Source organism: Paenibacillus sp. FSL R10-2199 (genome assembly GCF_038000235.1).
GTDB classification, from domain to species: domain Bacteria; phylum Bacillota; class Bacilli; order Paenibacillales; family Paenibacillaceae; genus Paenibacillus_AQ; species Paenibacillus_AQ phytohabitans.
Genome location: NZ_JBBOBO010000001.1, coordinates 5,390,396 through 5,416,141 on the forward strand (window position 1 = coordinate 5,390,396; position 25,746 = coordinate 5,416,141).

Here is a 25,746-nt window from a genome sequence, read left to right on the forward strand (position 1 = left end):
TATAAGAATTCTTGACAGGTTGTAATAAGTCCGTTCAGCCTTCAAAGGTCACACTAAAACAGACGCCGTCCGTTGTGTTTATCACTGCATACCGGCAGCCGTGCATATCGAGTATCTGCTTCGTAATCGACAGCCCGAGTCCGGTTCCCCCTGTCAGACGGCTGCGTGAAGCCTCCGCCCGGTAGAAGCGCTCCCAGATCTGCTCCAGCTGATCTTCGGGGATATTCTCACCCTTATTGTGTATGTTGAATGAAAGTGATTTCTCTTGACCCTCCACGGCAACGGTTATTGTACTGCCATGCTCCGCATGTCTGATCGCATTGGTCAACAGGTTGCTGATTACCTGCTCAATCCAGGACGCATCGGCATAAAGCGGCCGCTCGTTCGCCGGAATAATTACCACATTCAGCTGCTTGTCACCGAGTGAATGTATTAGCTTGTCCGTCACCTTCTCGGTCATTTCACTCAGCATAAAGGAGCTTTTGCGGAGTTTGATGGTTCCGGACTCCAGCTTGGCTAAATCCAGCATATCTTTGACGAGAAACTCCATCTTGTCAGCTTCCTCGATAATGACCTTGATATAATGATCCTGTTTGCCGGCGCTTACCCCATCCTCCAGACCTTCGGCGAAACCCTTGATAATACTGAGAGGAGTCTTCAATTCGTGAGAGGCGCTCGCAAAAAAGTCCTGCTGCATCTGCTCCATTTTCTTCTTCTGCTCCATATCCTCAACCAGCTGCTGATTCGCCTCACGAAGCTCACCCAGTGCAGCATCCAGACTTTGCGACAAAGTGAACATGCTTTTGGACAAGCTGCCCAGCTCATCCTTTTGACGGATCGAAGAATGACCTGTGAAATCGAGCGACACCATCCGTTTGGCGATATTATTGAGCTTAATCAGCGGCCGGGTAACCATCTTGGAATAGAACAGCGACAGGACCAATATCAGAACAAACCCGCCGATCCCCAGATATAAAAAGAACCAGCGCAGCGCCACATTCGAATCCTTAACATCCTGCAGGGAGGTGACCGTGAATAAGAGCTCCACTTCCCCGTTCGCCTGCTTGACCGGAAGGATGATGATAGAATTCCGGATACCGCTCCAAGGAGCGGTCCACTCCTCTTTCACTATGTTCAGATTACGGAGTTCTTCATTCTGATCAAGTGTCAGAGGAAACCAGTCCTCCAAGGCTTCGAAGAGGATGCCCTGCCGCGGGTTCCAGACTTTCAGATCCGGTAATACAAGTTCAGTGATTGTCCCGGAAATAGTGCTCATCCCATCATCGGGCTCCTCGCCGATCTGCGGACCGCCTTGCTTCGTAATCGTGAGCGGATAGATCAGATTCCCGGGGTCATTGTCTTCCTCGAGACGTTCTCCCAGGACGGTGACTTGATCATTTTCCTTGAGATTGGCTGCCCTAAGCGGATCCCCGTACTCGTTCATGAACAGGGACATCGGAATCACCTGAATCTTGCCGTCTCCATCCATCACCTTCATCCGGAACGGATCCTCAGACTTCATTCGGCCATCCAGCTTCAGAATGACCATTTGAGTCTTATTGCGCAGCATGAAGCGGACCAGTTCGCGGGAAGTACGGCTCCGCCCCCAGGATTCTTTCGTATAGCCCGTCCCGAAGCTCTTAAGATGCTTTTCCACCCTGTTCTCCTTCTGGCTCTGGTAGAAGCTGTCGAAGAACAGCAGCTGGCTCAAGATCACCATCCCGTAAAAACATACAAAAAAGATCACGGTCATCACAAACAGCTTAAAGGTAATTCCGCGTCTTCTCATTCCTCAACCTCAAACCTGTACCCTGTACCGATGACCGTACGGATATAGCGGGATTCATAACCCAGCTTGCTGCGCAGTTTCTTGATATGGCTATCCACGACACGGGAGTCTCCTTCAAATTCAATTCCCCAGACCCGGCTGAGGATCGTATCCCGGGAAATCACAATCCCCTTATTGCGGATCAGCAGCCATAAGAGATCATATTCCTTCGGGGTAAGCTCGACTTCTGCACCCTCTACCTCCAGACGGTGTGCCAGCGTGTTGAAGATGGCCGAACCAAACTTCACAATGCCCGAATCCGGCAGATGTGTGCCTTGGGCCCGTTTCATCAGCGCGTTTGCCCGGGCCACCAGCACTTTGGGACTGAAGGGCTTGGTTACATAATCATCTGCACCTAATTCAAAGCCGTATATTTTGTCGTCATCTGCAGACTTGGCGGTCAGCAGAATAATGGGGATCGCTGATTGCCTGCGGATTTCCCGGCAGACCTCAAATCCATTCATCTTGGGCATCATGATATCCAGAATCAGCAGATCCGGCAGAAGTGAATCGAACCAGAGGAGCGCATCCTGTCCGTTATCGGCTTCGCGCACTTCCCAGCCGTTCTGGATGAAATAATCACATACCAGTTCACGGATACGCAGCTCATCCTCGACGAGCAGCAATTTTTTCTTCAATGTAGTCCCCGCTTTCCGCCCGTTTATACCACTCAGCATAGTCGAGTGTTATGTCCTTTATGTGCCCTGGTTCAAATTTTCCCAAAAAAAGAAGCAGCGCATTGCGCTGCCCTCCTGAAAAGTAACTATCAAATGTACTGTTGCTGCCTTACCCTGCCTGAACCGCATGTTTGAACTGGCTGTTATACAGTTCATGGTATACACCTTTAAGGGCAAGCAGCTGCTCGTGACTGCCCTGCTCGGCGATCTGACCGCCCTGGATGACGAGAATCCGGTCGGCATCCTGGATCGTACTGAGCCTGTGGGCAATCACGAAGCTGGTCCGGCCCTTCATCAGGGTCCGCATCGCTTGCTGGATATGCATTTCAGTCCGGGTATCGACGCTGCTGGTCGCCTCATCGAGAATAAGGATAGCCGGATCCGCAAGGATGGCACGGGCAATCGTCAGCAGCTGACGCTGGCCGTGGCTGAGTGTCGTTCCTTCTGTACCCAGCATCGTATCATATCCCTGCGGCAATCTTGCGATGAATCCGTTGACATTAGCCAGGCTCGCAGCTTCTTCAACCTCGCGGTCGGTAGCGTCCAGACGGCCGAACCGGATATTCTCACGAATTGTTCCTGAGAATACATGCGCGTCCTGCAGTACCATACCTAACTGGCTGCGCAGCTCATTTTTGTTCAGCTCGCGGATATCTCGTCCGTCGATCAGCAGCTCCCCGCTGTTAATTTCGTAGAAGCGGGTCAGCAGGTTAACAATAGTGGTCTTCCCTGCCCCGGTCGGGCCGACGAGTGCGATCTTCTCGCCAGGCTTCGCTTCGAAGCTTACACCGCTTAAGATCGGAGCATCCGCCTGATAGCCGAAGACCACATCACGGAAAATCACTTCCCCGTGCACCCGGGGCAGCTCTTGCGGCTGCTCGCCGGTGTACTCCGAAGGCATATCCATCACTTCGAATACACGCTCCGCTCCGGCAATTGCCGACTGGATCAGATTGTACTGGTTCGCAAGCTCGGATATCGGCCGGCTGAACTGCTTGGCGTAGTTCAGCATACTGACAATAACACCAACCGTAGCCAGGCCTTTAAATGCCATCCATCCGCCCACACTGGCAATCAGCGCGAAATCCAGATTGTTAATCAGGTTCATGACCGGACCGACCAGCCCGGATACAATCTGCGCCTTAATGCTGACCTTATTGAGTTCACTGCTCATTCCGCGGAATCTTGCCGTTTCCGCTTCTTCTCTGCGGTACTGCTTAATCACCTTCTGGCCGCTGATCGCTTCTTCAATGAAGCCGTTGAGTTCCCCCAGATGCTGTTGCTGGTTCTTGAAATAGATCCGGCTCAAGCCTGTAATCTTACGGCTGGCCAGCAGGACCAGCGGGATCGTCACCAATGCGATAACCGTCAGCGGAACGTTCAGCATCAGCATAATGACCAGCGAGCCGCTTAATGTGATGAGACTGTTCAGCAGCTGGGTAACACTTTGATTCAATGAGTTCGATACGTTGTCGATGTCATTGGTTGCCCGGCTCATCAGCTCGCCATTGGCACGCGTATCGAAGAAGCCTATAGGCAGCTCCTGATATTTAGCGAACAGATCACGCCGCAGCTCGAACACCGTTCTCTGTGACACGGAAGTCATTACATAGGCCTGTACCCAGGAGACGGCGCTGCCGAGCAGGTAAACACCGCCCAGCATGATGCAGAACCGGACGAGCAGCCCATAATCATGGGGAATAATTGCCGAGTCTATTGCTTTTCCGAGCAGGTAAGGCCCGATTAGTGCTACTAAGGCATTAAGAATTGTAAATATATAGACCATAATGAGTCCCGTACGCTGACGGTTCAGATAGGACCAGATACGCTTGATCGTAGCCATACGGTTCTTCGCGCGAACCTTCGGCACCACAGCTCCGCGGCCGCCGGGTGGACCCCCGCCGAACCCGCCTGGTCGAACGGGGGCCTGTGCCTGATTAGGATGACTGGACATAAGGCTCCTCCTCTCCCTTCAGCTGCGACTCCCGGATATCCCGGTAAATCTCGCTGTCTGCCATCAGTTCTTTATGGGTGCCCTGGGCAGCAATCCGGCCATTCTCCAGGATCAGGATCCGGTCCGCATCAATGATTGACGATACACGCTGGGCAATCATCACTATGGTGCAGTTCCGCAGCTGAGTCTTCAGAAGCAGACGAATCCGCGCATCCGTTACCGCATCCAGCGCGCTGGTGCTGTCATCCATAATCAGAACGGCGGGCTGAATCAGCAGCGCACGCGCGATGGACAGCCGCTGCTTCTGTCCGCCGGACAGATTAACGCCGCGCTGCCCGAGCAAGGTATCATAGCCTTGCGGCAGCGTATTGATAAATCCATGTGCTTCGGCGGCTATAGCTGCCTGCTCTACCTCTGCATCTGTTGCTTCCGGACGGCCGTAGCGGATATTGTCCCTGATGCTGCCGCTGAACAGCAGCGACTGCTGCATTACGAAGCCGATCCGGCTGCGCAGATGATCAATGCCAATCTGCCGGATGTCTGTTCCGTCAATGGCAATAGCTCCGGACAACACCTCGTAGAACCGTGGAATCAGGCTGACCAGAGTCGATTTGCCGGCACCGGTGGCCCCAAGAATAGCAACTGTCTCGCCGGGGTTCGCAACAAAGCTGATATCCTCCAGCACAAGATTCTCATCTGCCCGGTTATAGGCGAACGAGACATGGTTGAATTCGATCCGGCCATGTGTAATTACATCACTAATCGCCGAAGAAGCATCTGAAATCTCGCTTGTGGTTGCGAACACTTCATTCACCCGGTCTCCTGACACCTTAGCCCGTGATACGAACGCGAGCATATTGCTCAGCATCATCATGGACATCAGCAGCTGGGTTACATAGTTAATGAATGCGATCAGCTCACCCACCGGCAGCTTGCCGCTCCAGTTCTGCAGACCGCCGAACCAGAGAACGGCAATAATACTTGCGTTCAGGATAAGCATCATCAGCGGCATGTTGAGCGCCATTAGGCGAATGGCTCTAATTCCGGTATTGGTATAGTCTGTGTTAGCGGCATCGAACCGCTTCTGCTCATGTCCCGCGCGGACAAAAGCTTTGATTACGCGGATGCCGGACAGGTTCTCCTGCAGCACATTGCTTACCCCATCCAGCTTCTCCTGCATTCTTGCAAACAAAGGAAAAGATAGACGGATCAGCACGTATAGCAGAATGAACAGCAGCGGCACCGCAGCCAGCAGGATTAGCGCCAGCGACGGGCTGATCCGGATCGCCATCACCAGACTGCCGATCAGCAGCAGTGGAGACCGTACAAACATCCGTAATATCATCTGCATGAAAGTCTGCAGCTGCACCACATCATTCGTTAAACGGGTGATCAGCGATCCGGTCTTCAGCCGGTCCAGATTCCGGTTAGAGAAGGTCTGGATATGCTCAAACAGCCTGATCCGCAGATCATTTCCGAAATTCTGTGAAGCGATACTTGAAAAAACAGTACAGCCTACACCGCCGATCATACCTATAATTGCAACCCCAAGCATGATCCCGCCTGTTGAAATAATATGCGGCAGATCATTCATCATCAGGCCCTTGTCCACGATGCTGGCCATCAGTGCCGGCTGCAGCAGGTCCATAACAACCTCAACTACCATTAACAGCGGGGCGAGCACGCACCAGAGTACGTACGGCTTCATGAACCCCCTGAGTTTCCACATTCAGGTCACCTTCATCTCATCAGTCGTCCGTTTACGGCAAGTAAGTGATTTTATCAGCAATTGGCGTTCTCTGCTTGGCAGCAGGGATTTCCGCCGGATAGCCTACAGCGAGTACAGCAATCACATCATGCTCCTGCGGCACGCCTAGAATCTCACGGCCCCGGACCGAAGCGCCCAGGGACGACCAGAACACGCCTGCGCCTGCTTCATGGGCAGCCAGCATGAAATTCTGAATATAGCAGGAGACGGCCATAACGTTCTCATCGCGTTCCATCGGGCTGGCGGCTGGCTTGGAGAGAACGCCAATTAACAATGGAGCACCGCCGAAATCTGTCTTATGGTTCAGCGCGGCTCTTGTCTCGGGTCCAATAAACAGCAGCTCCCAAGGCTCGTTCATCCGGTGGTTCGGAGCATAGCTTGCCGCCTCCAGCCATGTGTTCAGATCCTTCTCGCTGATAGCGTCAGGTTTGAAAGCCTTAATTGTTCTGCGGGTCTGGATGGTATCAATGATTGTCATGGTTTATGTCCACTCCTTCAGTTGTATTCTCTTGTTCTGCCAGTACTTCACGCAGCTCGAAGGCCTGGATGAATTCCTGGATGATTCCATCCGTTGCTTTCAGCTCACCGCTGATCACCTGTCTGATAGCTTCGAATTCCGGCTGGTCCAGCTGCTGCATTAAGGTTGAGCGTTTGACATGGAGCCGGTCCAGAAAAGCAATCGCCCGGCCGCGGCGAAAGGTTTGGGCGCTCTGGAAATTCCTCTTGCTGTCATCATGGGGATGGCCACAGTTCTCTCTGTGCTCTTTGTGCCCTTTATGTTCATGTTTTCCTTCGCGCATGATACTCTCCTCCTTCCGTTGTATACATATGTATACGATTATTACTTGTATACAAATGTATACCCTTATTCAGGGAATTGTCAAGCTGCATAAGCAGAAAATCACCCTAACAGGTGAATCAAGCTTGAGCTTATGCGCCTTTGCAGCTTATGCAGATTTTATAGGTACCTCTCTCATTGCTCCATCCAGACTACTCATGGGCCAATCAATGTATTCGATTTTTCATATACATTTGGCCTGATTACCTTCACAGCAGCTCATTGTGTTCGATTTTTCGCATACATTTGGCCTGGTTACCTTCACAGCAGCTCATTGTATTCGATTTTTCGCATACATTTGGCCTGGTTATCCTCAAAGCAGCTCATTGTATTCGATTTTCCATATACATTTGGTCCGGTTACCTTTGCGGAAGCATTTTGTCTATAACTGACGAATATCATAATTGCCTAATCAACAAAAACAACTCAAAAAGTTCCGCAGCAGCGGTCTCTTCATGAGTTGTTTCTGGATAGTGCAATTAAACGGTATCCGTTACAAATTGGTTCGTCATTTCTGCTCCAGGGCATATTTCGTGAACGTTTGCTGCTTGAAATCATCCCAGGCCGGAGTGGATAGACCCGCTTGCTGTTTAAGCGGCTCAAACGCTTGATAGAGTGCAGAAATCTCGCTGAAGGAGCCATCGACCAGCTTCATGAAAGGCAATTTATGAACATACTTCATTCCTTGGTAGAGCATCGTTGGATGCCGCTTAACCCCTTTGACAAGTGCTGCCGGATTTGTCTTAATGCCAAGCTTGTCAAGTACGCTGAACCCTTCATCGATCAACGCAACGGCTTGTTTCCAGCGGGCGTTATCCTTTGTTGCTTTTGCCAAGTCGCCGTTATGAAGATAACTGACTGAAGTGATAGCTACAATTGGAACAATATGGCTCAGCAGCCATGCGTTGATATCCTCCGGATAATCAAGCTTGTATTTCGTCTGCCGGAAGGCCTGCGCAAGCTCGGGCTTGAAGGGAACCTCCCCTTCCAGGCTGCCCAGCACCATTTGAACGCCCATACGGATGCTGATCACACGGCCATTCTTCTCCCTGATCCCTCCGCTAAGCTGAAACCCGAACACTATATTCTGTGGAGTCCGGCTGTTCTCCTTGAAGAAACGCAGCATGCCATGAGTATCTCCGTTATTGCCGACCAGAACAATATTGGTGCTCAGGTTGTCCGCCAGAATCGGCAGCACCGCCGGGAAATCATTGTACTTCATCACTACGAAGATCAGATCATAGATATCATCCGTCCGCAGTTCAGAAATGACCTTCACCTGATCTACAGTCGTTTTACGCTGAAAATAATGCCGGATCACCAGCCCGTCCTGCTGCAGCTGGGCCGCTCTCTTCGCCCGGGCGAGCACCGTTACGTCATTGCCGCCCCGCACCAGCACATGTGCTAAATAACTGCCGAGTACACCTGCTCCAATAACTAATATCCGCATATTAATCCCCTCTCATCTTCAAACATTTGTTCTTTTATGAACATCTGTTCATTAGATTATCAGCAGAGGGGATGTTGCGCAATTGCCAATGCAGGCATGTCTGTACATTTATGAACATAGGGCAGGTGATTGTCTATTAATAAGCTTGAGCCCAGGCCCGGCGGTTCTTCTTCATTCCACAATCGGGGTGTGAACCGCTACGATCAGCATATCCATATGCCGGGCATGCCGGAGCAGGTAATGGACGAAGCTTTCTTTGAACAAAGCACGCCATAGAGGTCTGCGTGACTGGCCGATGATCAGCTGTGTAGTCTGCATTTCATTCATCCGCTGCAGCAGATGCTTATGCAGATGCTTGCGGCTGACGGCCTCGGTAATATCCATGACGCCGCCCAGCCGCTCCGTCAGATGTTTCAGCGTATCAAGCCGCTTCTGCTCTTCTATTGTCCGTATGCGGGTACAATGAACATAATGCACATGCCACTCGGCCTTGAGGCGGTGCGCTATGCGGAAACCGCGGCGGATTAACCGTTCGGCCTGCGGGCCGGTGTCCACACAGACGAAGATCACTTCCCGTCTGCTCCAGGGACCCCGGAGGGAGGGCTCGCGGTCCCACGCTTCCAGGCGTTCATCCACATCATCGGCAATTTCGCGCAGAGCCAGCTCACGCAGCGCGATCAGATTGCCGATCTTGAAGAAAGACTCCAGCGCCTGATTGACCTTCTCGGCAGCGTATATCTTCCCTTCCCGCATCCGCTGCTGCAGCATCTGCGGGGTAACGTCGATGAGCTCCACCTCACTCGCCATACGCAGGATCGCATCCGGCACAGTCTCGCGGACACGCACTCCCGTTAACTGTTCCACGGCATCATTCAAGCTCTCCAGATGCTGCACATTGACTGTGGTAATGACGGAGATCCCATTCTCCAGCAGTCTGATTACATCCTCGTAACGTTTCTTGGTCTGGCTTCCGGGAACATTGGTATGGGCAAGCTCATCCACCAGCACCACCTCGGGATGCCGGGCAAGGATCGCCTCCGTATCCATCTCCGTAAGTTCAGCAGACTGGTAGTGGATCTGTGCTCTGGGGATCGTCGTTAATCCGCCCACCTGCCCCTTCGTTTCCAGCCTGCCATGAGTTTCCAGCAGACCGACTACAACATCAATCCCTCTGTTCAGCAGCAGATTGCCTTCCTGCAGCATTTTGTAGGTTTTGCCCACGCCTGGGGCTGCGCCGATATAGACCTTGAAGGTACCACGGCGGATCTTCTCAATCCGCTGCTCCAGCTCTTGGCTGGTTAAGCGGTGGAAGGGCTCCTCTGTTCCCTTAGGGGCCGAGCGGACCGGCAGAATCCGCTCCCCGTCCCGTTCAGCGCGGTCTGCCATCAGGAACACATCGATGTTCCTCGTCCGCCGCAGGACACGGCTGGCGATGGAGCCATGCCACTTCTCCTGCCAACGGCTTTTCTGCGAATGGCCCATGACTATCCGTGTGACATTATTCTGAATCGCATAACGCACGAGCAGCGAAGGAAGCAGCCTTAAGCGGAGCAACTCTAACTCTTCAAACCTGGCATTGATCCGTTCCGTCAGCTTGAGAATGGAACGCTTGAAGACCTGCTGATCCTTGGTCAGCGGGCGGCCGCGCACGAGAAATGTAACAATAATCAGGTCACCGTTCAGCCGTTTGGCAATTTGCTGCCCCCTCCGGATATAGAGTGACCCATTCCAGTGATACTGCGCAGAGACAAGAATCCGCTCCGTTGCACCGGAAGGTCCGATCAGCCCCTCGGCTTCCCGGTGTTTCTCCAGAGAATCATTGACCCCTTCTGCCATCAACCGCAGAGACAGCTCGCGGAGCACGCCAAGATTCCCCCGGCGGGAGAGGGCGGGATGTGCCCCTTCTCCAAGCACCCCTTCCTCCATCCGCTTCAGAATCGTTTCCGGAGAGACATCGATCAGCCGTACCTCATCCGCGAATTCCAGTGTGTTCAGCGGTACGGTATCTTCCGCACGGATACCGGTCATCTCATAGATTCTCTCACCCATTCCTGCAAGCTCATAGACATTAATGGTAGTAATCACGCTGATCCCCTGATCCATCAGATAACGGATGTCCTCCAGCCGTGTCGGGAACCGGGCGCCTTCACGGTTGCGGTGCGCCAGGCCATCGACCAGCAGCACCTCGGGATTACGCTCCAGCAATGCTTCCAGCGGAAGATCCTTCTCTTCCTTCCCGTCCTTCCACCAGTGGATGCTGGGAACCCGTTCCAAATCGCCAAGCTGCTGAACGGTTTCCGCCCGGCCCATGGTTGATACCGCACTGATCACCACATCAATGCCCTGATGCTTCAGGAGCTTGCCTTCCTCCAGCATATGGTAGGTTTTGCCCGATCCGCTGACCGAGCCGATAATAATCTTCAGCCGCCCTCGCTGCAGCTGATAGATGGAATAGAGGATTTCCTCCGGTGACTTGCGTTTATATGGTGCCATAAGTTAACCTCCTTTCTTGCGGCACTAACCGGAAATGACCCTGTCCGTATAGCTTACGGGCAGGGTTCAGACCGGTATTACTTCGCTTTGAGTTCCGTTAATGCCAGATTCAGCTTCAGTACATTGACACGCTTTTCACCGAACAGTCCCAGATCCCGGTCTTCGGTATACTCAGACACCAAGGCTGTAAGTGTCTCTGGAGGAATTCCGCTCAGATTGCTGATTCTGGGAATCTGCACAATCGCTGCAACCGGTGAAATATGAGGATCGAGACCTGAACCGGAGTTCGTGACCAGATCAATTGGCAGCTCACTAACGGGTACACCGGGATTATCCAGCTTCCACTGGGTAATTGAATCGCTTGTGCGCTGCAGCATATCAGGATTTGATGGTCCATAGTTGTTCGAACCCGAGGCTTCAGCCTTATACTCAATGCTGGATACACGGCCCTGGAACAACGCCTGATCCGTGAAATTTTGCCCGATCAGTGTGGAACCGACCACCTGCCCCGCTGAATTCTTCAGCAGGCTCCCGTTGGCCTGCGAAGGCATTAACACTTGGGCGAGTGCGGTAGACGCCAGCGGATATATGATTCCGCAGAGTACAATGAATACTGCGCTTAGCCGTATAATTGTGAAGATATAGGCAGCTTTTGAAGGAGACAGCTGCTCTTCGGCAGTCTCTTTATTGAAATTGGCCATGATGGTATTGCCTCCTTAATAATTCAATCGTGTGCTAGTTCACTAAATCCATATCCTTACGATCATATCAATCAGCTTGATCCCTGCGAACGGAACAACGACGCCGCCAAGACCGTAGATGACAATATTCCGCGCCAGCAGCTTCGTAGAGCTCATCGGCTTATAGGAGACACCGCGCATAGCTAGCGGAATCAGCAGCGGGATAATGATGGCGTTGAAGATCAGCGCCGAGATAATGGCAGAGCTTGGAGAGCCGAGTCCCATCACATTGAGGGCTTCCATCTCCGGAATCGCCAATGTGAACATCGCCGGGATAATCGCGAAATACTTGGCAATGTCGTTAGCGATACTGAAGGTAGTCAACGCCCCGCGGGTCATCAGCAGCTGCTTCCCGATTGCTACAACCTCAATGATCTTGGAGGGATCAGAATCCAGATCGACCATGTTCGCGGCTTCCTTGGCAGCGGTCGTGCCGCTGTTCATCGCAAGCCCCACATCGGCTTGTGCCAGTGCAGGCGCATCGTTGGTTCCGTCACCGGTCATGGCTACCAGCTTGCCTTCATTCTGCTCGCGGCGGATAACCGCAATCTTGTCCTCCGGTGTACTCTCGGCAATGAAGTCATCGACTCCGGCTTCACGGGCAATGGTAGCCGCCGTCAGCGGATTATCGCCTGTGCACATGATGGTCTTGATCCCCATGCTGCGCAGTTCATCGAAGCGTTCCTTCATGCCGGGTTTAACCGTGTCCTTCAGATAGATCAGCCCGTAGATCCGGTTATCTACTGCAACCGCAAGCGGTGTGCCGCCTAACCGGGCAATCGCATCCGAGTTGCTGTCCAGATCGGCCGGTACTGCACCGCCCTGGGACAGCACCCATTTCTTCACGGAATCCACGGCTCCCTTACGCACCAGGCGTCCGTCGCGCAGATCGATACCGCTCATCCGGGTCTCAGCCTTGAACTCGACGAATACTCCTCCTTCGGCAAGACTGCCGTCATAGCTGAGCTCCAGCTTCTTGGCCAGCTCCAGTACGGAGCGCCCTTCCGGCGTCTCATCCTTCAGCGAGCTGACCGCCGCCCAGGCGGCCAGCTCAGTGCCTGACTCACCGCCTGCCGTGACGAATTCGCTCGCCATCCGGTTGCCGAAGGTGATCGTCCCGGTTTTATCAAGGATCATTGTGTTGATATCCCCGGCGGCTTCCACCGCTTTACCTGACATTGCCAGCACATTGAACTGGGTAACACGGTCCATCCCGGCAATCCCGATAGCTGACAGCAGTCCGCCGATTGTAGTCGGGATCAGACAGACCAGGAGAGCAATCATCACGGGAATCTCCAGCTGAACGCCGATGTAATCAGCGATTGGACGCAGCGTAACTACAACGATCAGGAATATAATCGTCAAGCTGATCAGCAGCGTGTTCAGGGCAATTTCATTCGGTGTTTTCTGTCGTTTCGCCCCTTCAACCAGCGAGATCATCCGGTCCAGGAAGGATTCGCCCGGATCACTCGTAATCCGCACCTTGATCTGATCGCTGACTACACGGGTGCCGCCTGTAACTGAGCCGAAGTCCCCGCCGGCTTCCTTAATGACAGGCGCCGATTCTCCGGTAATAGCTGATTCATCGACAGAGGCCAAGCCTTCAATCACCTCACCGTCACCGGGAATCATTTCCCCCTGACTGACAAGAACAACGTCGCCTTTGCGCAGCTCGGAAGCCGGAACCTGCTTGATCGCTGATCCAGCCAGCTTATTGGCTGTAATGTCCTGCTTCGTTTTTTTGAGCGAATCGGCTTGCGCTTTGCCGCGCCCCTCAGCCAGTGCTTCGGCGAAGTTAGCGAACATCACCGTGAACAGCAGGATGAAGAATACCGAAATATTGAAACCTACCGAATGCTCCGCATTGAAGTAGCCTGGTGCCAGCACCATAAGAAGTACGATTACCGTGCCAACCTCAACTACGAACATGACCGGATTCTTCATTAAGGTAACCGGATTAAGCTTCACTACACTGTCCTTCGCCGCACTTAGTAGGATAGGACCTGTCAGCAGTTTTTTTCTTTGTACAGTACTCATTCTCTTCTCTCCCTCTCCCTACCGTAAAGTCAAATATTCTGCAATTGGACCGAGGACAATGACCGGCAAGAAGGTCAGCGCGCCGATAATCAGCACCGTACCAATCAGTATTCCGGTGAACAGTCCGTTATCCGTACGGAAGGTGCCAATCGTCTCCGGCACCGGCTTCTTGCGCAGCAGGGAGCCGGCGACTGCCAGCATGGCGATAATCGAAACATAGCGTCCCAGCAGCATGACGATACCGGTCGTTATATTCCAGAAGGAAGTATTATCCGCCAATCCTTCAAAGCCCGAGCCGTTATTGGCGGCAGAGGAGACATATTCATACAGGACCTGGGTCATTCCGTGGAATCCGGGGTTGCTGATGCTGCCTTGACCAAGGTCGGTCAGAAAAGCAGCGGCGGTCGGCACCAGAATAATCAGCGGATGAATCAGAATGGCTATGGCAATCAGCTTCATTTCCCTCGCTTCAATCTTCCGTCCGAGGAATTCCGGCGTCCGGCCGACCATCAGCCCGCATAGGAAGACTCCGAGTATTGCATACATCAGCATATTGACCAGCCCGACACCTTTACCGCCAAACACGTTATTCAGCATCATCAGCGTTAGAGGCGTAATGCTGCCGAGCGGCGTCAGCGTATCATGCATATTATTCACACTGCCGGTTGTGGCGGCTGTAGTAACTGTTGTGAACAGAGCGGACTGCGCAATCCCGAACCGCACCTCTTTCCCTTCCATACTGCCTTGCGAGGCATCAATGCCCATCGCGTTAACCGCCGGATTACCCGCACTTTCAGCAGCATAATTCAGTCCCAGCAGCACGACGAACAACGTCATCATCGCACCAAAAATCATCCAGCCCTGGCGTTTGTTCCTGGCAAACTTCCCGTACATGTACGGCAGGGAAGCGGGAAGCAGCCACATGGAGAGAATCTCCAGCACATTGCTCAGCGGGCTGGGATTCTCAAAAGGATGCGCCGAGTTCGCTCCGAAAAAGCCCCCGCCGTTCGTTCCGATATGCTTAATGGATTCCAGTGAGGCAATCGGCCCGATCGCAATCTGCTGGCTCTGCCCCTCGAGCGTCGTAACCTCAAGTGCAGGTTTCAGTGTCTGCGGCACATGAAGCGCAACGAGCGCCAGTGTTACAAGCAGCGCGAGCGGAATGAAGACCCGGATATGCGCTTTGACGAAGTCTTCGAAGAAGTTCCCCACCGAGCTGCGGCCTGTAATCCCTCTGACAAAAGCGACAGCTACCGAGAATCCGCTGGCCGCCGAAGTGAACATCAGCATCGTCATTACAGCCATCTGCGAGAAGTAGGACACGCCTGTCTCCCCGCTGTAATGCTGAAGATTCGTATTGGTGATGAAGCTAATCACCGTATTGAAGGTGAGCGTCTCTTCCATATTGCCAATCCCGCCCGGGTTGAGCGGAAGCCCCTTCTGCAGCCGCAGAAGGATGTAACTGAATGTTACCAGGGCAATATTCGTTACAATAAAGCTGACTGCATATTTCTTCCAGGACATCCCACCCCGTTGTTTCAGCCCGATCAGACGGTAAATGCCTCTCTCCGTCCCGCCGAAGATCCGGTCTGTCCGGTTCGGTTCTCCCGAGAATACATGATATAGATAAGTTCCTGCCGGTTTCACCAGCAGCACCAGAATTAGAATGACTGCTACAATTTGCACAATACCCACGGATGACCCTCCTCAATATAAAAAATAGCATATTGCCTTTGTCTCTTCTGCTTCCTCTTTCCTGTACAAGCTGAATTTTGAATTTACCTATATGGGTAAAGTGACGGAGGGGAAATTTGGAACTGTAGGAGCGTTAGCGACCGCCTTTGTCAGCGGATTTCCACCGCGATCAGCGGTATAAATCAAGAAATCTGATGACAACAGCGGCCGGAAGTCCAAATGTTCACCGCAGTCATGGCTAATCCATAAGTTTAGATTCTCTTTCAGCTTTTACAGCCCCCTTTTTAAAATTTCTCCGGATGAATCAAAGCATAAACCAGATACAGAAACAGGAGTAACGTTGCCGCAAGGACTACCGCCATCACTCATTCCCCCCTTGTTCATCCACCACATGACCGCACCATTGCACAAATGCGTAGAACAAAGCGAATACCGCTGCCAAGGCCACCGTCATATACACATCCATCATTGTCTTTGCCACTCCTCATCCGAATTTATAAGAATCTCTCTCTTGTAACTTCCGGTCTAGCGTAACATTTCTCCCGTTAGTTCAGGGTTAGGGTTTCAGCAGGCGTATTAAGATGACATTAAGAGCGGTAAATATCCTCTCCCAGCACCTGATTGACCGCCTGGATAAAAGCCTGATGGCCCCCGTCCGGTTCCATTCTGCGGGGCAGCGCCCGGGCAAGAATCTGTTCCGTCCCCTTCGGATCGAACTCGAAGCTGTCTGTGAGAATCGCCCGAACCTCCTCTGGAGACGCTCCATTAGCGAACCGGTCCGCTGCTTTATATACATCACAGTTCTCATAGCAGCCTTCCTGCTGCAGGCCGATCCAGTCGTATCTCTTTTTGATCAGCACCAGTAATGTTGTTATGACCGTGAGCAGACCGATATTTCTAAACATCAGATCCATGAATATTGCCTTCTTTCTTCTGTGTTTCACTTCCGGTTCAGCTTACCACTCCCGCCATTAGTTCAGGATTAGGGTTTGCTTCAGCGAATTAAGATTTCGTTAAAATGCCGGTAGCGCAGCCGCTCCAGTTAGCCGCCTCCATAGCTGGAACGACAAATAACCATGTCCGTTAAGGACATGGTTATTTGGAACCGGAGCTATGCGGATTCCGCCAGCCAGTTCAGATCACCTTGCTGTCGTCTCCCGCCTGAAGCATCCGGTAACCGACACCAATATGTGTCTGGATAATCTTCGGCTGGGAGGGTGTACTCTCGATCTTCTTCCGGAGCGTAGCCATAAATACACGCAGTGCCGGAATATCATACGTATGGCTGCCCCAGATTTCATGCAGGATGTAATTATGGGTCAATACCTTACCCACATTCTTGGCCAGCAGGCACAGCAGCTTATATTCAATCGGTGTCAGATGGATTTCGTCATCCTCCAGCCAGACACAGCCTGCCGAGTAATCGATCCGTAAATTCCCGTTGGTAAAAACAGACGAATCCTTCATCAGCTTCTCGCTGTCCCCCCGGATCCGGCGCAGACTGACCCGTAGCCTGGCCAGCAGCTCCTCCACGCTAAACGGCTTGGTCAGATAATCATCTGCCCCCGCATCGAGCGCTTCAATCTTGTCCCGGTCTTCACTGCGCGCACTGACCACAATAATCGGAATATTGGACCAGGCCCGGACCTTCCGGATAATATCGACACCGTCCATATCGGGCAGTCCCAAATCCAGAATCATGATATCCGGCTGACTGGACACGGCCTCCAGAATCGAAGCTTCCCCTGTCTCCGCCGTATGATATTTATAGCCTTGGGTCTCCAGTGTTGTCGTAATCAGCTTGCGGATAGGTTTGTCATCCTCTACCACAAGTATCAAGGGTTTATTCATGGACATTCACCTCTTCTGCCTGCAGGGTGAAGCTGAATACCGTCCCCTGCGGTGCGTGATCTCGTAATTCAATATTGCCGCCATGGGCGTGGATAATCGACTTGCAGAGTGCCAGCCCTAGGCCTAATCCGCGCCTGCCGTCGCCGCGCACGTTGTCTGCCGTGTAGAACATCTCGAACACCTTGGCTTTGGCTTCAGCTGAAATGCCGGGGCCATCATCAGCAACCTCCACCACTACCCAGCCCGCCTCGCGTCTGGCGGATACCGTTATATGTGACCCGGATTGAGTATATTTGATCGCGTTATCCACCAGATTGATGATGACCTGAATAATCAGCCGTGAATCCATTCTGGCCATGAGCAGCTCATCCTCCAGCCGGATCTCAATGTGATGCTCATCCTTATTGCGGTTTACATGCAGCAGCGCTTCGGCTATCACTTCCTCCAGCAGCTCCGCCTGAAAATTCAGGTGAAGGGCGCCGTTATCGATACGGGTAATAGACAGCAGATTCTCCACCAGATTGATCAGCCACATGGAATCATCGTAGATATCGTTATACAGTTCCTTCTTCTGCTCTTCATTCAGGACCATCGAGTTGCCGATCAGTATGCCCGCATTGCCGGAAATACTCGTAAGCGGTGTGCGCAGATCATGTGAAATGCCCCGCAGCAGATTGGTACGCAGCTGTTCCTGCTGGATTTGCAGAGAGATTTCCTTCTGCTTTTCATTCAGCTTATCTTTCTCCAGGGCAAGGGCACATTCACCCAGCATGGCAATCATCAGGCTTTTCTCAAAAACCTCCAGCGGTTCTTCCTGCTCCATTACAATGCCCGCCACCGCAAAGACCGTATCCCCTCCGCGTACCGCATGATACAGACAATGAGCTGCCGAGAACGTATCTGTAGAAGCTCCTGCCCGTTTATTATTCTGCAGCACCCATTCCGCAACCTTGCGTTCATCATCGAAGATATAGCTCTGGGGATCAACTGCAGCTTCCTCCTTGGCAAAAATCAGCGGTTCGGCAAGCTCCCCCTCCACTACCTCATAGACTATAATGCTCCGGTCCAGCAGCTTGACCATCTGCAGTGCCGTTTCGTTGATGATTGCCGGAGTATCCTTGGCCTGCTGCAGCTTCCGGCTTGTCTCGAGCAGAACTTCGGTACGGTAAGCCTTCTGCGCGGATTCCCGGGCTTGCTCCTTCACCCGCAAAGTCAAGGTGCTCGTAATGAACGAGGCTGAGAACATCACCAGAAAAGTCACCGGGTAACCGGAATCATAGGCCTGCAGAGAGAAAAAAGGCGCAGTGAAAAAATAATTAAAGACAAGCACACTCAAAATCGAAGTTACCCCGCTGTACAACCGCCCTTTTGTAACCATCGCATCCAGCAGAACACCAAGAATATATACGGTAATAATATTAGCTTCACTGAAGCCGAGATGCTTGAACCACAACCCGATTAAAGTACAAACCGCCAGGATGCCTATAGTTTTGCCTGTATCAGCCAGCGTCAGATGCGGAGATTTGGCATATTGCGGGAACTTTTTGTACAAGGAAGGCCCATTATCCGGAATAATGTAAATATCAATATTCGGAGCGGACGCCGTCAGCTTGTCGACAATGTTAGATTTGGCCGGCCAGCGGGTTTTGTGCTGCGAACGTCCCAGAACGATCTTGGAGACCCGGCTTGTTTTGGCGTATTCGGCAATTTGTCCGGGAACATCCTCCCCATATACGGTCGCAACCTGTGCCCCGAGCTGCTCTGCCAGCCTCAGATTCTCACGCAGCTCTGCCTTGTTCTTGGCGGTTAATTCTTTTGTCCTCGACGTTTCCACATACAGTGCCGTGAACGTTCCATGCAGGGCGTCGGCCATTCTGGCCGCAGTGCGGATCACCTTCTTGCTGGAGATTGCCGAGGACAGGCAGACCAGTATATGATCCTTCGTATAAAAGGTAGCACTGGCCGCCTTCTCCCCGAGCTGTACGGCAATTCTGTTCAGCTGGTCCGCTGTATAACGCAGTGCAATTTCCCGCAGGGCAATCAGCTTTTCGGGAATAAAGAAACCGGCATGCCTCTGCTGCAGCTGTTCATCCGGATATATCCGGCCTTTATTTAAACGGTCGATCAGATCGCCGGGTCCGACATCAACAAACTCCACCAGATCCGCACGGTCAAATACGCTGTCCGGAATACGCTCCAGCACAGGAATACCCGTAATGGAGGTCACGACATCGGTCAGACTCTCTATATGTTCAACATTTACCGTGGTGTATACGTTAATTCCAGCCCGCAGCAGCTCCTCCACATCCTGATATCTTCTTTTGTGTCGGCCTCCCGGAGCATTGGTGTGGGCGAGATCATCAACCAGGATCAGCTCCGGCCTTCTGCGGATCGCGAGGTCAATGTCAAACTCCCGGACTATTTCCCCGTGAATAGATATTTCCAGCGGTGGAAGACGCTCAAGCCCTGACAGCAGCTCCGCCGTATCTGCTCTGTTATGAGACTCGATAAAGCCTGCGGCCACCTGAATACCTTCCTTTTGTTCTTCATGGGCGGCATAGAGCATAGCACAGGTCTTACCTGCCCCGGGTGCGTATCCGAAGAATATTTTCAGCCTGCCCCGCTGCTTCTCATCCGTTGTGTATCCTGCCATTCGATTGGTCCTTCCTATATGGCATCATGCCGTGCGTTCGTACTCTTAATGATAGCGTCAGTATATCATGTGCACAATCAGCATGACATTATGGAATTGGCTGTGGCATTAAGATTGCATTAAGATGAGGGGAGGGATGGCAGTATTTAGGAGGTGATCCGCAGGCGGTGCCGAATATTGTAGAGTAGCAAATTTCAACATACCGATTCTAAGGAGATCTGATATGACAAACGAACAGCAATCCGGACAAGGGACGATGGAGATGATTTTGGCTGGTGCAGTGAAGCTTCCCGGGGTACAAGTAGACCGGAGTGAATTCCTTGCACAGCAGTTTGCCAAATATGATACTTATGGAAATATGAGTACTATTCTGGAGCGAGGACCACTTGAGGCCGGAATCAGCCTATCGGTCATTGACAAACTAGCCAAGACGCTAATTGAAAAGCGTACTATCTTAAGTACAGCAGCTTCCACAGCAGCCGGCCTTCCGGGAGGATTAGCCATGGCGGCGACCATTCCGGCAGACACCCTGCAGTTTTTTGGCGTAGCCATGCGCTTGTCCCAGGAATTAGCCTACCTGTATGGGGGCGCGGATCTGTGGCAAGGCAACACCCCGGACTCGGAGCAGGTTAGCCGTGAGCTTACATTATATCTGGGAGTGATGTTCGGAGTGGCCGGCTCTGCTCCGATGCTGCGAATTCTGAACGCACCTAATTCCCAGCAGCTGCTGAATGAGCAGACCCGGCAAGACTTGGCCCAAACGATGTATTACCCGCTGCTGAAGAAAATCTCCTCTTATATCGGGATTAAAATCACCAAGAAAACCTTTGCCCAAGGCGCATCCAAGTTCATACCTGTTCTGGGCGGACTTCTCTCCGGCGGGATGACCTATTTCTCCATGAAGCCTATGGGGCACCGCCTGCGGGAAGCTTTGTATGATGCTTGCGATCATTATTCGGAAGCTCAACTGGCGCAGGACAGGGATAAGGTGCAGCGTGCGGTTGCAGATTCGGAGATTAATGTAATTGAAGGTGAATTTTTTGACTTAGGGTTTGATTCGAAGCCAGAGCCGGCAACAACTGCTGCTGCAAGACCGGAGAAATTTAGTGCCGCGGATGAACTGCTGAAATTCAAGCAGCTGCTGGATATGGGCGCAATTACCCAAGAGGAATTCGACCGGAAGAAATCCGAGCTGCTGAACAGCTGATTTCTCGCATGAATCTTGAAGAGCTAGGACCTCTGCTGTGGCAGGAGGCTTAGCTCTTTTTTGTGAGTAAAATTCATGATGCTCTGATCTAAGAAGAAACAGAAGTTAGTAAATATAACATGCATGTTCTTGTTTAATAACAGCCTCTGTTTCGAGAATTGGCGACAAGACTGCACTGCCAGCCCAATATAAAAAGCTAAAAAACTAAACGTATCAAGCGGTACTTTATCCTTTTAAAGTAGATTCGCGAACAAGCGGACGCGCAGCAACGCATGTTTTTGCCGGATTTCCGAACTCCCTTTATAATCATAACATTGATTCAATATAGAGATGGAGTGAGTAAACCTGACATGAATACAATTCAACTGGAGTTCACTGAGCAAAGAAATATCAGGGCCAGCCAGAGATTACAACAAGGAATACTGCAAATCCTCAAGGTGCTGCTGGGCACACTTATCGTGAGCATTGGTGTACTTATCCTCAAGCATTCCGAGATCATCACCGGTGGAACCGTCGGTTTGTCGCTCAGTTTATCCTATTGGTTGGGTACTTCTTTCTCCGTTACGTATCTTCTGGTCAACATCCCCTTTTACGTGCTGTCCCTGTTCAAAATGGGCTGGAAATTCACCGTATCCACGCTGTTCGCTGTCTCTTCATTAAGCCTGATGTCGGCTGCAGCTGCCCGCTTGCCTGAATTCGTACTTCCGGGCTGGTTCGGAGCAGCAATCGGCGGCTCTGTCATGGGTCTCGGGATGTCCTACTTGTTCCTGAACGGCTCATCGCTGGGGGGGAGCAATATCCTGGTTCTAATTTTCCATAAAAAGTTCGGCTGGAATCCGGGGAAAGTTATGTTCGTGCTTGACGGTCTGATCATCACCGGGTCGTTCTACTCCATCGGGCTGTTCAAGGGACTCTACTCCGTTCTTTCGATTGTCATCCTGTCCTTCATGATTCATTTGTTCAAAAGCCGCTTCGCTGCTCCGGCCAAAGCCCCGGCCCAAACCCGTATCCTACCGGCGGCGGAAGCTTCTTAATCGTGTTATTGAAGCAGTCTCAGCCAAGTCAGCGATCCCGAGCACTGATTTATGCTTGTTACCGCTGTGCTTGATCAAGTGCATCTTCTATCGCTTTGAGATAAGCTTTGCTCGTAAGCGTAGCGCCGCTGATACTGTCTACCTGCAGCGATTGAGCCTGGATCACTCTGCCGAACAGCTTTTCCGTAGAAGCCGCAGGCTGATTCTCCGCGTGCTCCAGTAGCTTAATCGCTGTTACTTTCTGCGCTGCAATAGTTACCTGAACCTTATTCGCCCTCCATTTATACATCCCGCCTGCGTATTCACCAACATAATTGCCTGCATGCAGCTGTTTGAAATCCACTTCACCGATTTGAACATTCCGGGCTTCACGCCGCTCTTTCTCCGTGAACAGCCAGCCTGCAGCAAGTCCAACCAATACAATTATAATTACAGAAATGCACATTATGAGCAGGTTGCGTTTCCACTTTGGTTTCACTTACATCACCTCTTATGAATGAATATAACTGTATTCATTCATTATTTTGCATTCTTGGCCATTCTTCTTCCGATTAGATCAAATATACGTCCGGCCAGCCTTTTGAATGGCCCTAGAGATGCCGTGTAATAATACGCCGACTCAAACCAGCCGTTAGCCTTGTAATGCCGGTAATCTTTGGATTTGTCATCCAGCATGTTATGAATACTGGTCCGTGACAAGCGGAACAGCATCAGTCTGAACAACGTGGGCGCCGGAGGTGACGAACGCATAAGCCCTTTGTAGAATCTGGCGGCGGCCTTGCGGATTTCCTGTGAATTTTTCTCCCGGGCAGCTTGTGTTATCGGCTCCATCGTATGAAGCACACATCCACGGGTTACCTGGAAGCCCAGATTCTCCCCCATACTGCTAAGATATTTGACGATACCCTTACCGCCGTGAATGCCCTGGTTGACGACCGCTGTATAAGTCTTGCCGAAGAATTGCGGCCGATGGAATACATAAGCCAGCCGGTCCAGCAGGTTCTTCATCGATGCCGATACATGGAATGCATAATTCGGAGTGGCCATAATAACGCCGTCGGAGTTCTCCATTTTCCCGATCAGCACATCCCGGTCATCTTTGAGCGGACAAAATTCTTCGCCTTTACTGAAGCATACCTTGCAGCCCCGGCAGAATTCAAGTCTGTAATCCTTCAGGAAAATGTACTCAAACTCAATCTCCCCGTATGTCCTTAGCCGAGCTTCAAATTCGCAGACTGCCTTGTACGTGGCATGCTTTTGCTGATTACCAATGATTGCGGTGACTTTCTTCATGACTGTCCCTCCAGAGTAGTGATGAGATCATACTTTCATTTCGAATCTTTATGAATGAATATATTTATATTCATTCATTTCATATAATAACATAGATATGCCCCATTGTCTGGCCGGATATAGCGTGATCTTGAACGATTAGTGAAGACCTGCTACTTTTTTATGCTTTCCCGTCCGGCATGTTAAAAAGGCCACAAAGCGTTATCCGCTTATGACCTCATCATGCCCGTATAGTACTTAACCGGGATTAATCCATACTAAATTGTCATCGTATTCGTCAACCGTCCCAGCTTCTCGATCTCTACGGTTATTGTATCCCCGGCTTGCAGATATACCTGCTGCTCCGGCGGATACCCCAGCATAACGCCTTCCGGAGTACCTGTCATAATCATATCTCCCGGCTCCAGTGTGAAATTCTGTGAAATATAGCTGATAATCTCATCACACTTAAAGATCATATCGGCTGTATTGGATGACTGGCGAAGCTCGCCGTTAACAGTACACGAAATCGCAAGCTGGTTCGGGTCCCCCACTTCATCCGCAGTTACGAGATAAGGGCCGACCGGAGCGAATTTATCACAGGTTTTGCCCAGGAGCCACTGCTGGGTCCGCATCTGCAGATCGCGGGCGGAGAGGTCATTGCCGCAGCAATATCCATAAACATACTTATAGGCTTCCTCCCTGGAGACATTCCGGGCCGTCCGGCCCATCACGATTACAAGCTCGGCCTCATAGTCCACTGTCTGCGAGGCAGCAGGCAGCGGTACCGGCTCCAGATGAGCTGCCAGCGCATTATTGAATTTGCTGAAGAGAATTGGCGTCTGCGGTATAGGAGCATTCGTTTCTTCTGCGTGCTTGCGGTAATTGAGTCCGACACAGATAATTTTACCGGGCCTGGGAACACAGGGGGCAAGCTGCAGCGTGGATTCGTCGAGCAGAACTACGGCATCTGATTCTGGCACAGTTCCGCTTACTGCCTGCCCGGCAAGTCCGTTAAGATGAGATAGCATTTCCAGCCCTCCGGCAATCACGTTCTGCAGTGTTACGGAGCTTGTTCCTTTCAGGTAACCTGATGCTGTCAAAGCATGTTCAACATCCAGTATGCCGGCTTCCGTGTGTACTCCAACGCGGGTAACGCCTTCTTGAATATAGGATAGTAGTTTCATATCTAGACCGCCCCGTATAGTCTTGTAATAAAAGCATGAACAATACCGAGCACATCATCAGACCAGAAGTCCGGGCCGCCATGATCGGCTCCCTCTATTTTGAAGAACTCAACATCCTTGCCCTTTTGTTTCAGGTCGTTGTACAGCAGCACACTTTGCTCAAAAGGAACCAGGCGATCCTTATTGCCATGGATAATCAGTATAGGTGGAATGTCCACTTCCTGCGAAATATGATTCATAATAATGGTTGGTTCCGCCTGCACCGGATTCTCCAGGACATTCAGACCTCCGATCAGCAGGCCTTCGGGAGAATCTGCTCCGGCATGGTCCATCGTTGAGTGCGCCTCATTCATCCGGGTAATATCTGCAGGACCGTAGTAGTCGATGATTCCCTTCACTTCGCAGGATAATCCGTCGTACACATCCGTATCGAGCGTCTTGTCATGCGGAGTTATCCCCGTCATCACTGCCGTATGACCGCCGGAGGAGTCTCCCCAAATTACGATTTGCTCCGGATCAATTCTAAACTGCCCGGCATTCTTCCGCAGATACCGTATAGCTGTCTTGGCATCCTGGATCTGCGCGGGGAACGGCGCCAGGTCTGACGGGCGGTATTCCACGATTGCAACAGCATAGCCTTGTCTGGATATCCAGGACAGCGGTGCGAGATTCGCATCCAGATGCTGCTGTCTCCATGCCGAACCTTGCACGAACACCAGCAGCGGCCAGGTAGCATCCGGACGTTCATGCTGGGAGGGTAATATCAGATGCATATGCAGGGGCCGACCGTCCCTCTCGCAATAGGTATGATTGTGCAGCACCGTGCAATAGACCGCGTCAGGATTCATAGACAGTACTTTCATCCCCGCCGCTGTCGCTTCCGATGCAGGGAATGCTTTGTAGCTGAGCTCTCTGGGTTCAATCCGCATCATCATTTGCCTCCTGTGAAATCAGTTGAGTAAATTTTACCACTTCTATTCATACCTTGTCTTGCCGATGCGTTCAGGTGCAAAAAAGGAGCTGCGGTAAGATACCGAGCTCCTGTATAGATTCTCCTGTATA

21 protein-coding genes are annotated in these 25,746 nt (G+C 51.7%); 2 read left to right on the plus strand and 19 right to left on the minus strand.

What is annotated here, in order from left to right; all coding sequences use genetic code 11:
• Positions 1 to 34: 34 nt before the first annotated feature.
• The 15 genes from NYE33_RS23585 to NYE33_RS23650 all read right to left on the minus strand — a co-directional run bounded on the left by NYE33_RS23585 (position 35) and on the right by NYE33_RS23650 (position 19,984).
• On the minus strand, positions 35 to 1,789 hold the full coding sequence (locus tag NYE33_RS23585) for a sensor histidine kinase (RefSeq protein WP_341067858.1): 1,755 nt from the start codon (positions 1,787 to 1,789) through the stop codon (positions 35 to 37).
• Positions 1,786 to 2,466, minus strand: coding sequence for a response regulator transcription factor (locus tag NYE33_RS23590; protein ID WP_076245971.1), 681 nt, complete (start codon positions 2,464 to 2,466; stop codon positions 1,786 to 1,788). The genes NYE33_RS23585 and NYE33_RS23590 overlap by 4 nt, the downstream gene beginning before the upstream one ends.
• Positions 2,467 to 2,614: 148 nt before the next feature.
• Positions 2,615 to 4,459 (minus strand): ABC transporter ATP-binding protein, encoded by a 1,845-nt coding sequence (locus NYE33_RS23595; RefSeq protein ID WP_341067859.1) that lies wholly within the window; start codon positions 4,457 to 4,459, stop codon positions 2,615 to 2,617.
• Complete coding sequence (locus NYE33_RS23600; protein ID WP_341067860.1) at positions 4,443 to 6,188, minus strand: ABC transporter ATP-binding protein; 1,746 nt, start codon at positions 6,186 to 6,188, stop codon at positions 4,443 to 4,445. Before NYE33_RS23600 ends, NYE33_RS23595 begins: the two co-directional genes overlap by 17 nt.
• A 31-nt stretch (positions 6,189 to 6,219) precedes the next feature.
• Positions 6,220 to 6,705: a nitroreductase family protein gene (locus NYE33_RS23605; protein ID WP_341067861.1), complete on the minus strand. Its 486-nt coding sequence runs from the start codon at positions 6,703 to 6,705 to the stop codon at positions 6,220 to 6,222.
• Entirely contained in the window at positions 6,692 to 7,027 is a 336-nt protein-coding gene (locus NYE33_RS23610; protein WP_341067863.1) for a hypothetical protein, read from the minus strand. The genes NYE33_RS23605 and NYE33_RS23610 overlap by 14 nt, the downstream gene beginning before the upstream one ends.
• A gap of 546 nt (positions 7,028 to 7,573) precedes the next feature.
• On the minus strand, positions 7,574 to 8,515 hold the full coding sequence (locus NYE33_RS23615; RefSeq protein ID WP_341067864.1) for a ketopantoate reductase family protein: 942 nt from the start codon (positions 8,513 to 8,515) through the stop codon (positions 7,574 to 7,576).
• A 171-nt stretch (positions 8,516 to 8,686) separates the two neighbouring features.
• On the minus strand, positions 8,687 to 11,008 hold the full coding sequence (locus NYE33_RS23620; protein WP_042137202.1) for a universal stress protein: 2,322 nt from the start codon (positions 11,006 to 11,008) through the stop codon (positions 8,687 to 8,689).
• Between the two features lie 77 nt (positions 11,009 to 11,085).
• Complete coding sequence (gene kdpC / locus NYE33_RS23625) at positions 11,086 to 11,709, minus strand: potassium-transporting ATPase subunit KdpC (RefSeq protein WP_042137200.1); 624 nt, start codon at positions 11,707 to 11,709, stop codon at positions 11,086 to 11,088.
• Between the two features lie 42 nt (positions 11,710 to 11,751).
• Positions 11,752 to 13,785: a potassium-transporting ATPase subunit KdpB gene (gene kdpB, locus NYE33_RS23630; protein ID WP_341067865.1), complete on the minus strand. Its 2,034-nt coding sequence runs from the start codon at positions 13,783 to 13,785 to the stop codon at positions 11,752 to 11,754.
• An 18-nt stretch (positions 13,786 to 13,803) separates the two neighbouring features.
• Positions 13,804 to 15,480: a potassium-transporting ATPase subunit KdpA gene (gene kdpA / locus NYE33_RS23635; RefSeq protein WP_341067866.1), complete on the minus strand. Its 1,677-nt coding sequence runs from the start codon at positions 15,478 to 15,480 to the stop codon at positions 13,804 to 13,806.
• 284 nt (positions 15,481 to 15,764) lie between these two features.
• Entirely contained in the window at positions 15,765 to 15,842 is a 78-nt protein-coding gene (gene kdpF, locus NYE33_RS36575) for a K(+)-transporting ATPase subunit F (RefSeq protein ID WP_144026137.1), read from the minus strand.
• 225 nt (positions 15,843 to 16,067) lie between these two features.
• On the minus strand, positions 16,068 to 16,394 hold the full coding sequence (locus NYE33_RS23640) for a hypothetical protein (protein WP_076245951.1): 327 nt from the start codon (positions 16,392 to 16,394) through the stop codon (positions 16,068 to 16,070).
• A 220-nt stretch (positions 16,395 to 16,614) separates the two neighbouring features.
• Positions 16,615 to 17,331: a response regulator gene (locus NYE33_RS23645; protein ID WP_042137193.1), complete on the minus strand. Its 717-nt coding sequence runs from the start codon at positions 17,329 to 17,331 to the stop codon at positions 16,615 to 16,617.
• Complete coding sequence (locus NYE33_RS23650; RefSeq protein WP_341067867.1) at positions 17,324 to 19,984, minus strand: sensor histidine kinase KdpD; 2,661 nt, start codon at positions 19,982 to 19,984, stop codon at positions 17,324 to 17,326. The genes NYE33_RS23645 and NYE33_RS23650 overlap by 8 nt, the downstream gene beginning before the upstream one ends.
• Before the next feature lie 223 nt (positions 19,985 to 20,207).
• Here NYE33_RS23650 and NYE33_RS23655 point away from each other — a divergent pair, with 223 nt between their 5' ends.
• Together NYE33_RS23655 and NYE33_RS23660 are read left to right on the plus strand one after the other, a co-directional pair.
• On the plus strand, positions 20,208 to 21,191 hold the full coding sequence (locus NYE33_RS23655) for an SHOCT domain-containing protein (protein ID WP_341067870.1): 984 nt from the start codon (positions 20,208 to 20,210) through the stop codon (positions 21,189 to 21,191).
• Positions 21,192 to 21,541: 350 nt separating this feature from the next.
• Positions 21,542 to 22,225 (plus strand): YitT family protein, encoded by a 684-nt coding sequence (locus tag NYE33_RS23660; protein WP_341067871.1) that lies wholly within the window; start codon positions 21,542 to 21,544, stop codon positions 22,223 to 22,225.
• 58 nt (positions 22,226 to 22,283) lie between these two features.
• Here the strand turns inward: NYE33_RS23660 and NYE33_RS23665 are convergent, their stop codons facing one another.
• From NYE33_RS23665 to NYE33_RS23680, 4 genes are all read right to left on the minus strand, one after another.
• A complete protein-coding gene (locus tag NYE33_RS23665) occupies positions 22,284 to 22,703 on the minus strand; it encodes an FMN-binding protein (RefSeq protein ID WP_341067873.1) in 420 nt (139 codons plus the stop codon).
• Positions 22,704 to 22,744: 41 nt separating this feature from the next.
• Positions 22,745 to 23,518 (minus strand): flavodoxin family protein, encoded by a 774-nt coding sequence (locus NYE33_RS23670; RefSeq protein WP_076245947.1) that lies wholly within the window; start codon positions 23,516 to 23,518, stop codon positions 22,745 to 22,747.
• A 257-nt stretch (positions 23,519 to 23,775) separates the two neighbouring features.
• On the minus strand, positions 23,776 to 24,684 hold the full coding sequence (locus NYE33_RS23675; protein ID WP_341067875.1) for a fumarylacetoacetate hydrolase family protein: 909 nt from the start codon (positions 24,682 to 24,684) through the stop codon (positions 23,776 to 23,778).
• Positions 24,685 to 24,686: 2 nt separating this feature from the next.
• The gene (locus NYE33_RS23680) at positions 24,687 to 25,619 is read right to left on the minus strand and encodes an alpha/beta hydrolase (RefSeq protein WP_341067876.1); all 933 of its coding nucleotides are present in this window, start codon (positions 25,617 to 25,619) and stop codon (positions 24,687 to 24,689) included.
• Positions 25,620 to 25,746 lie beyond the last annotated feature (127 nt).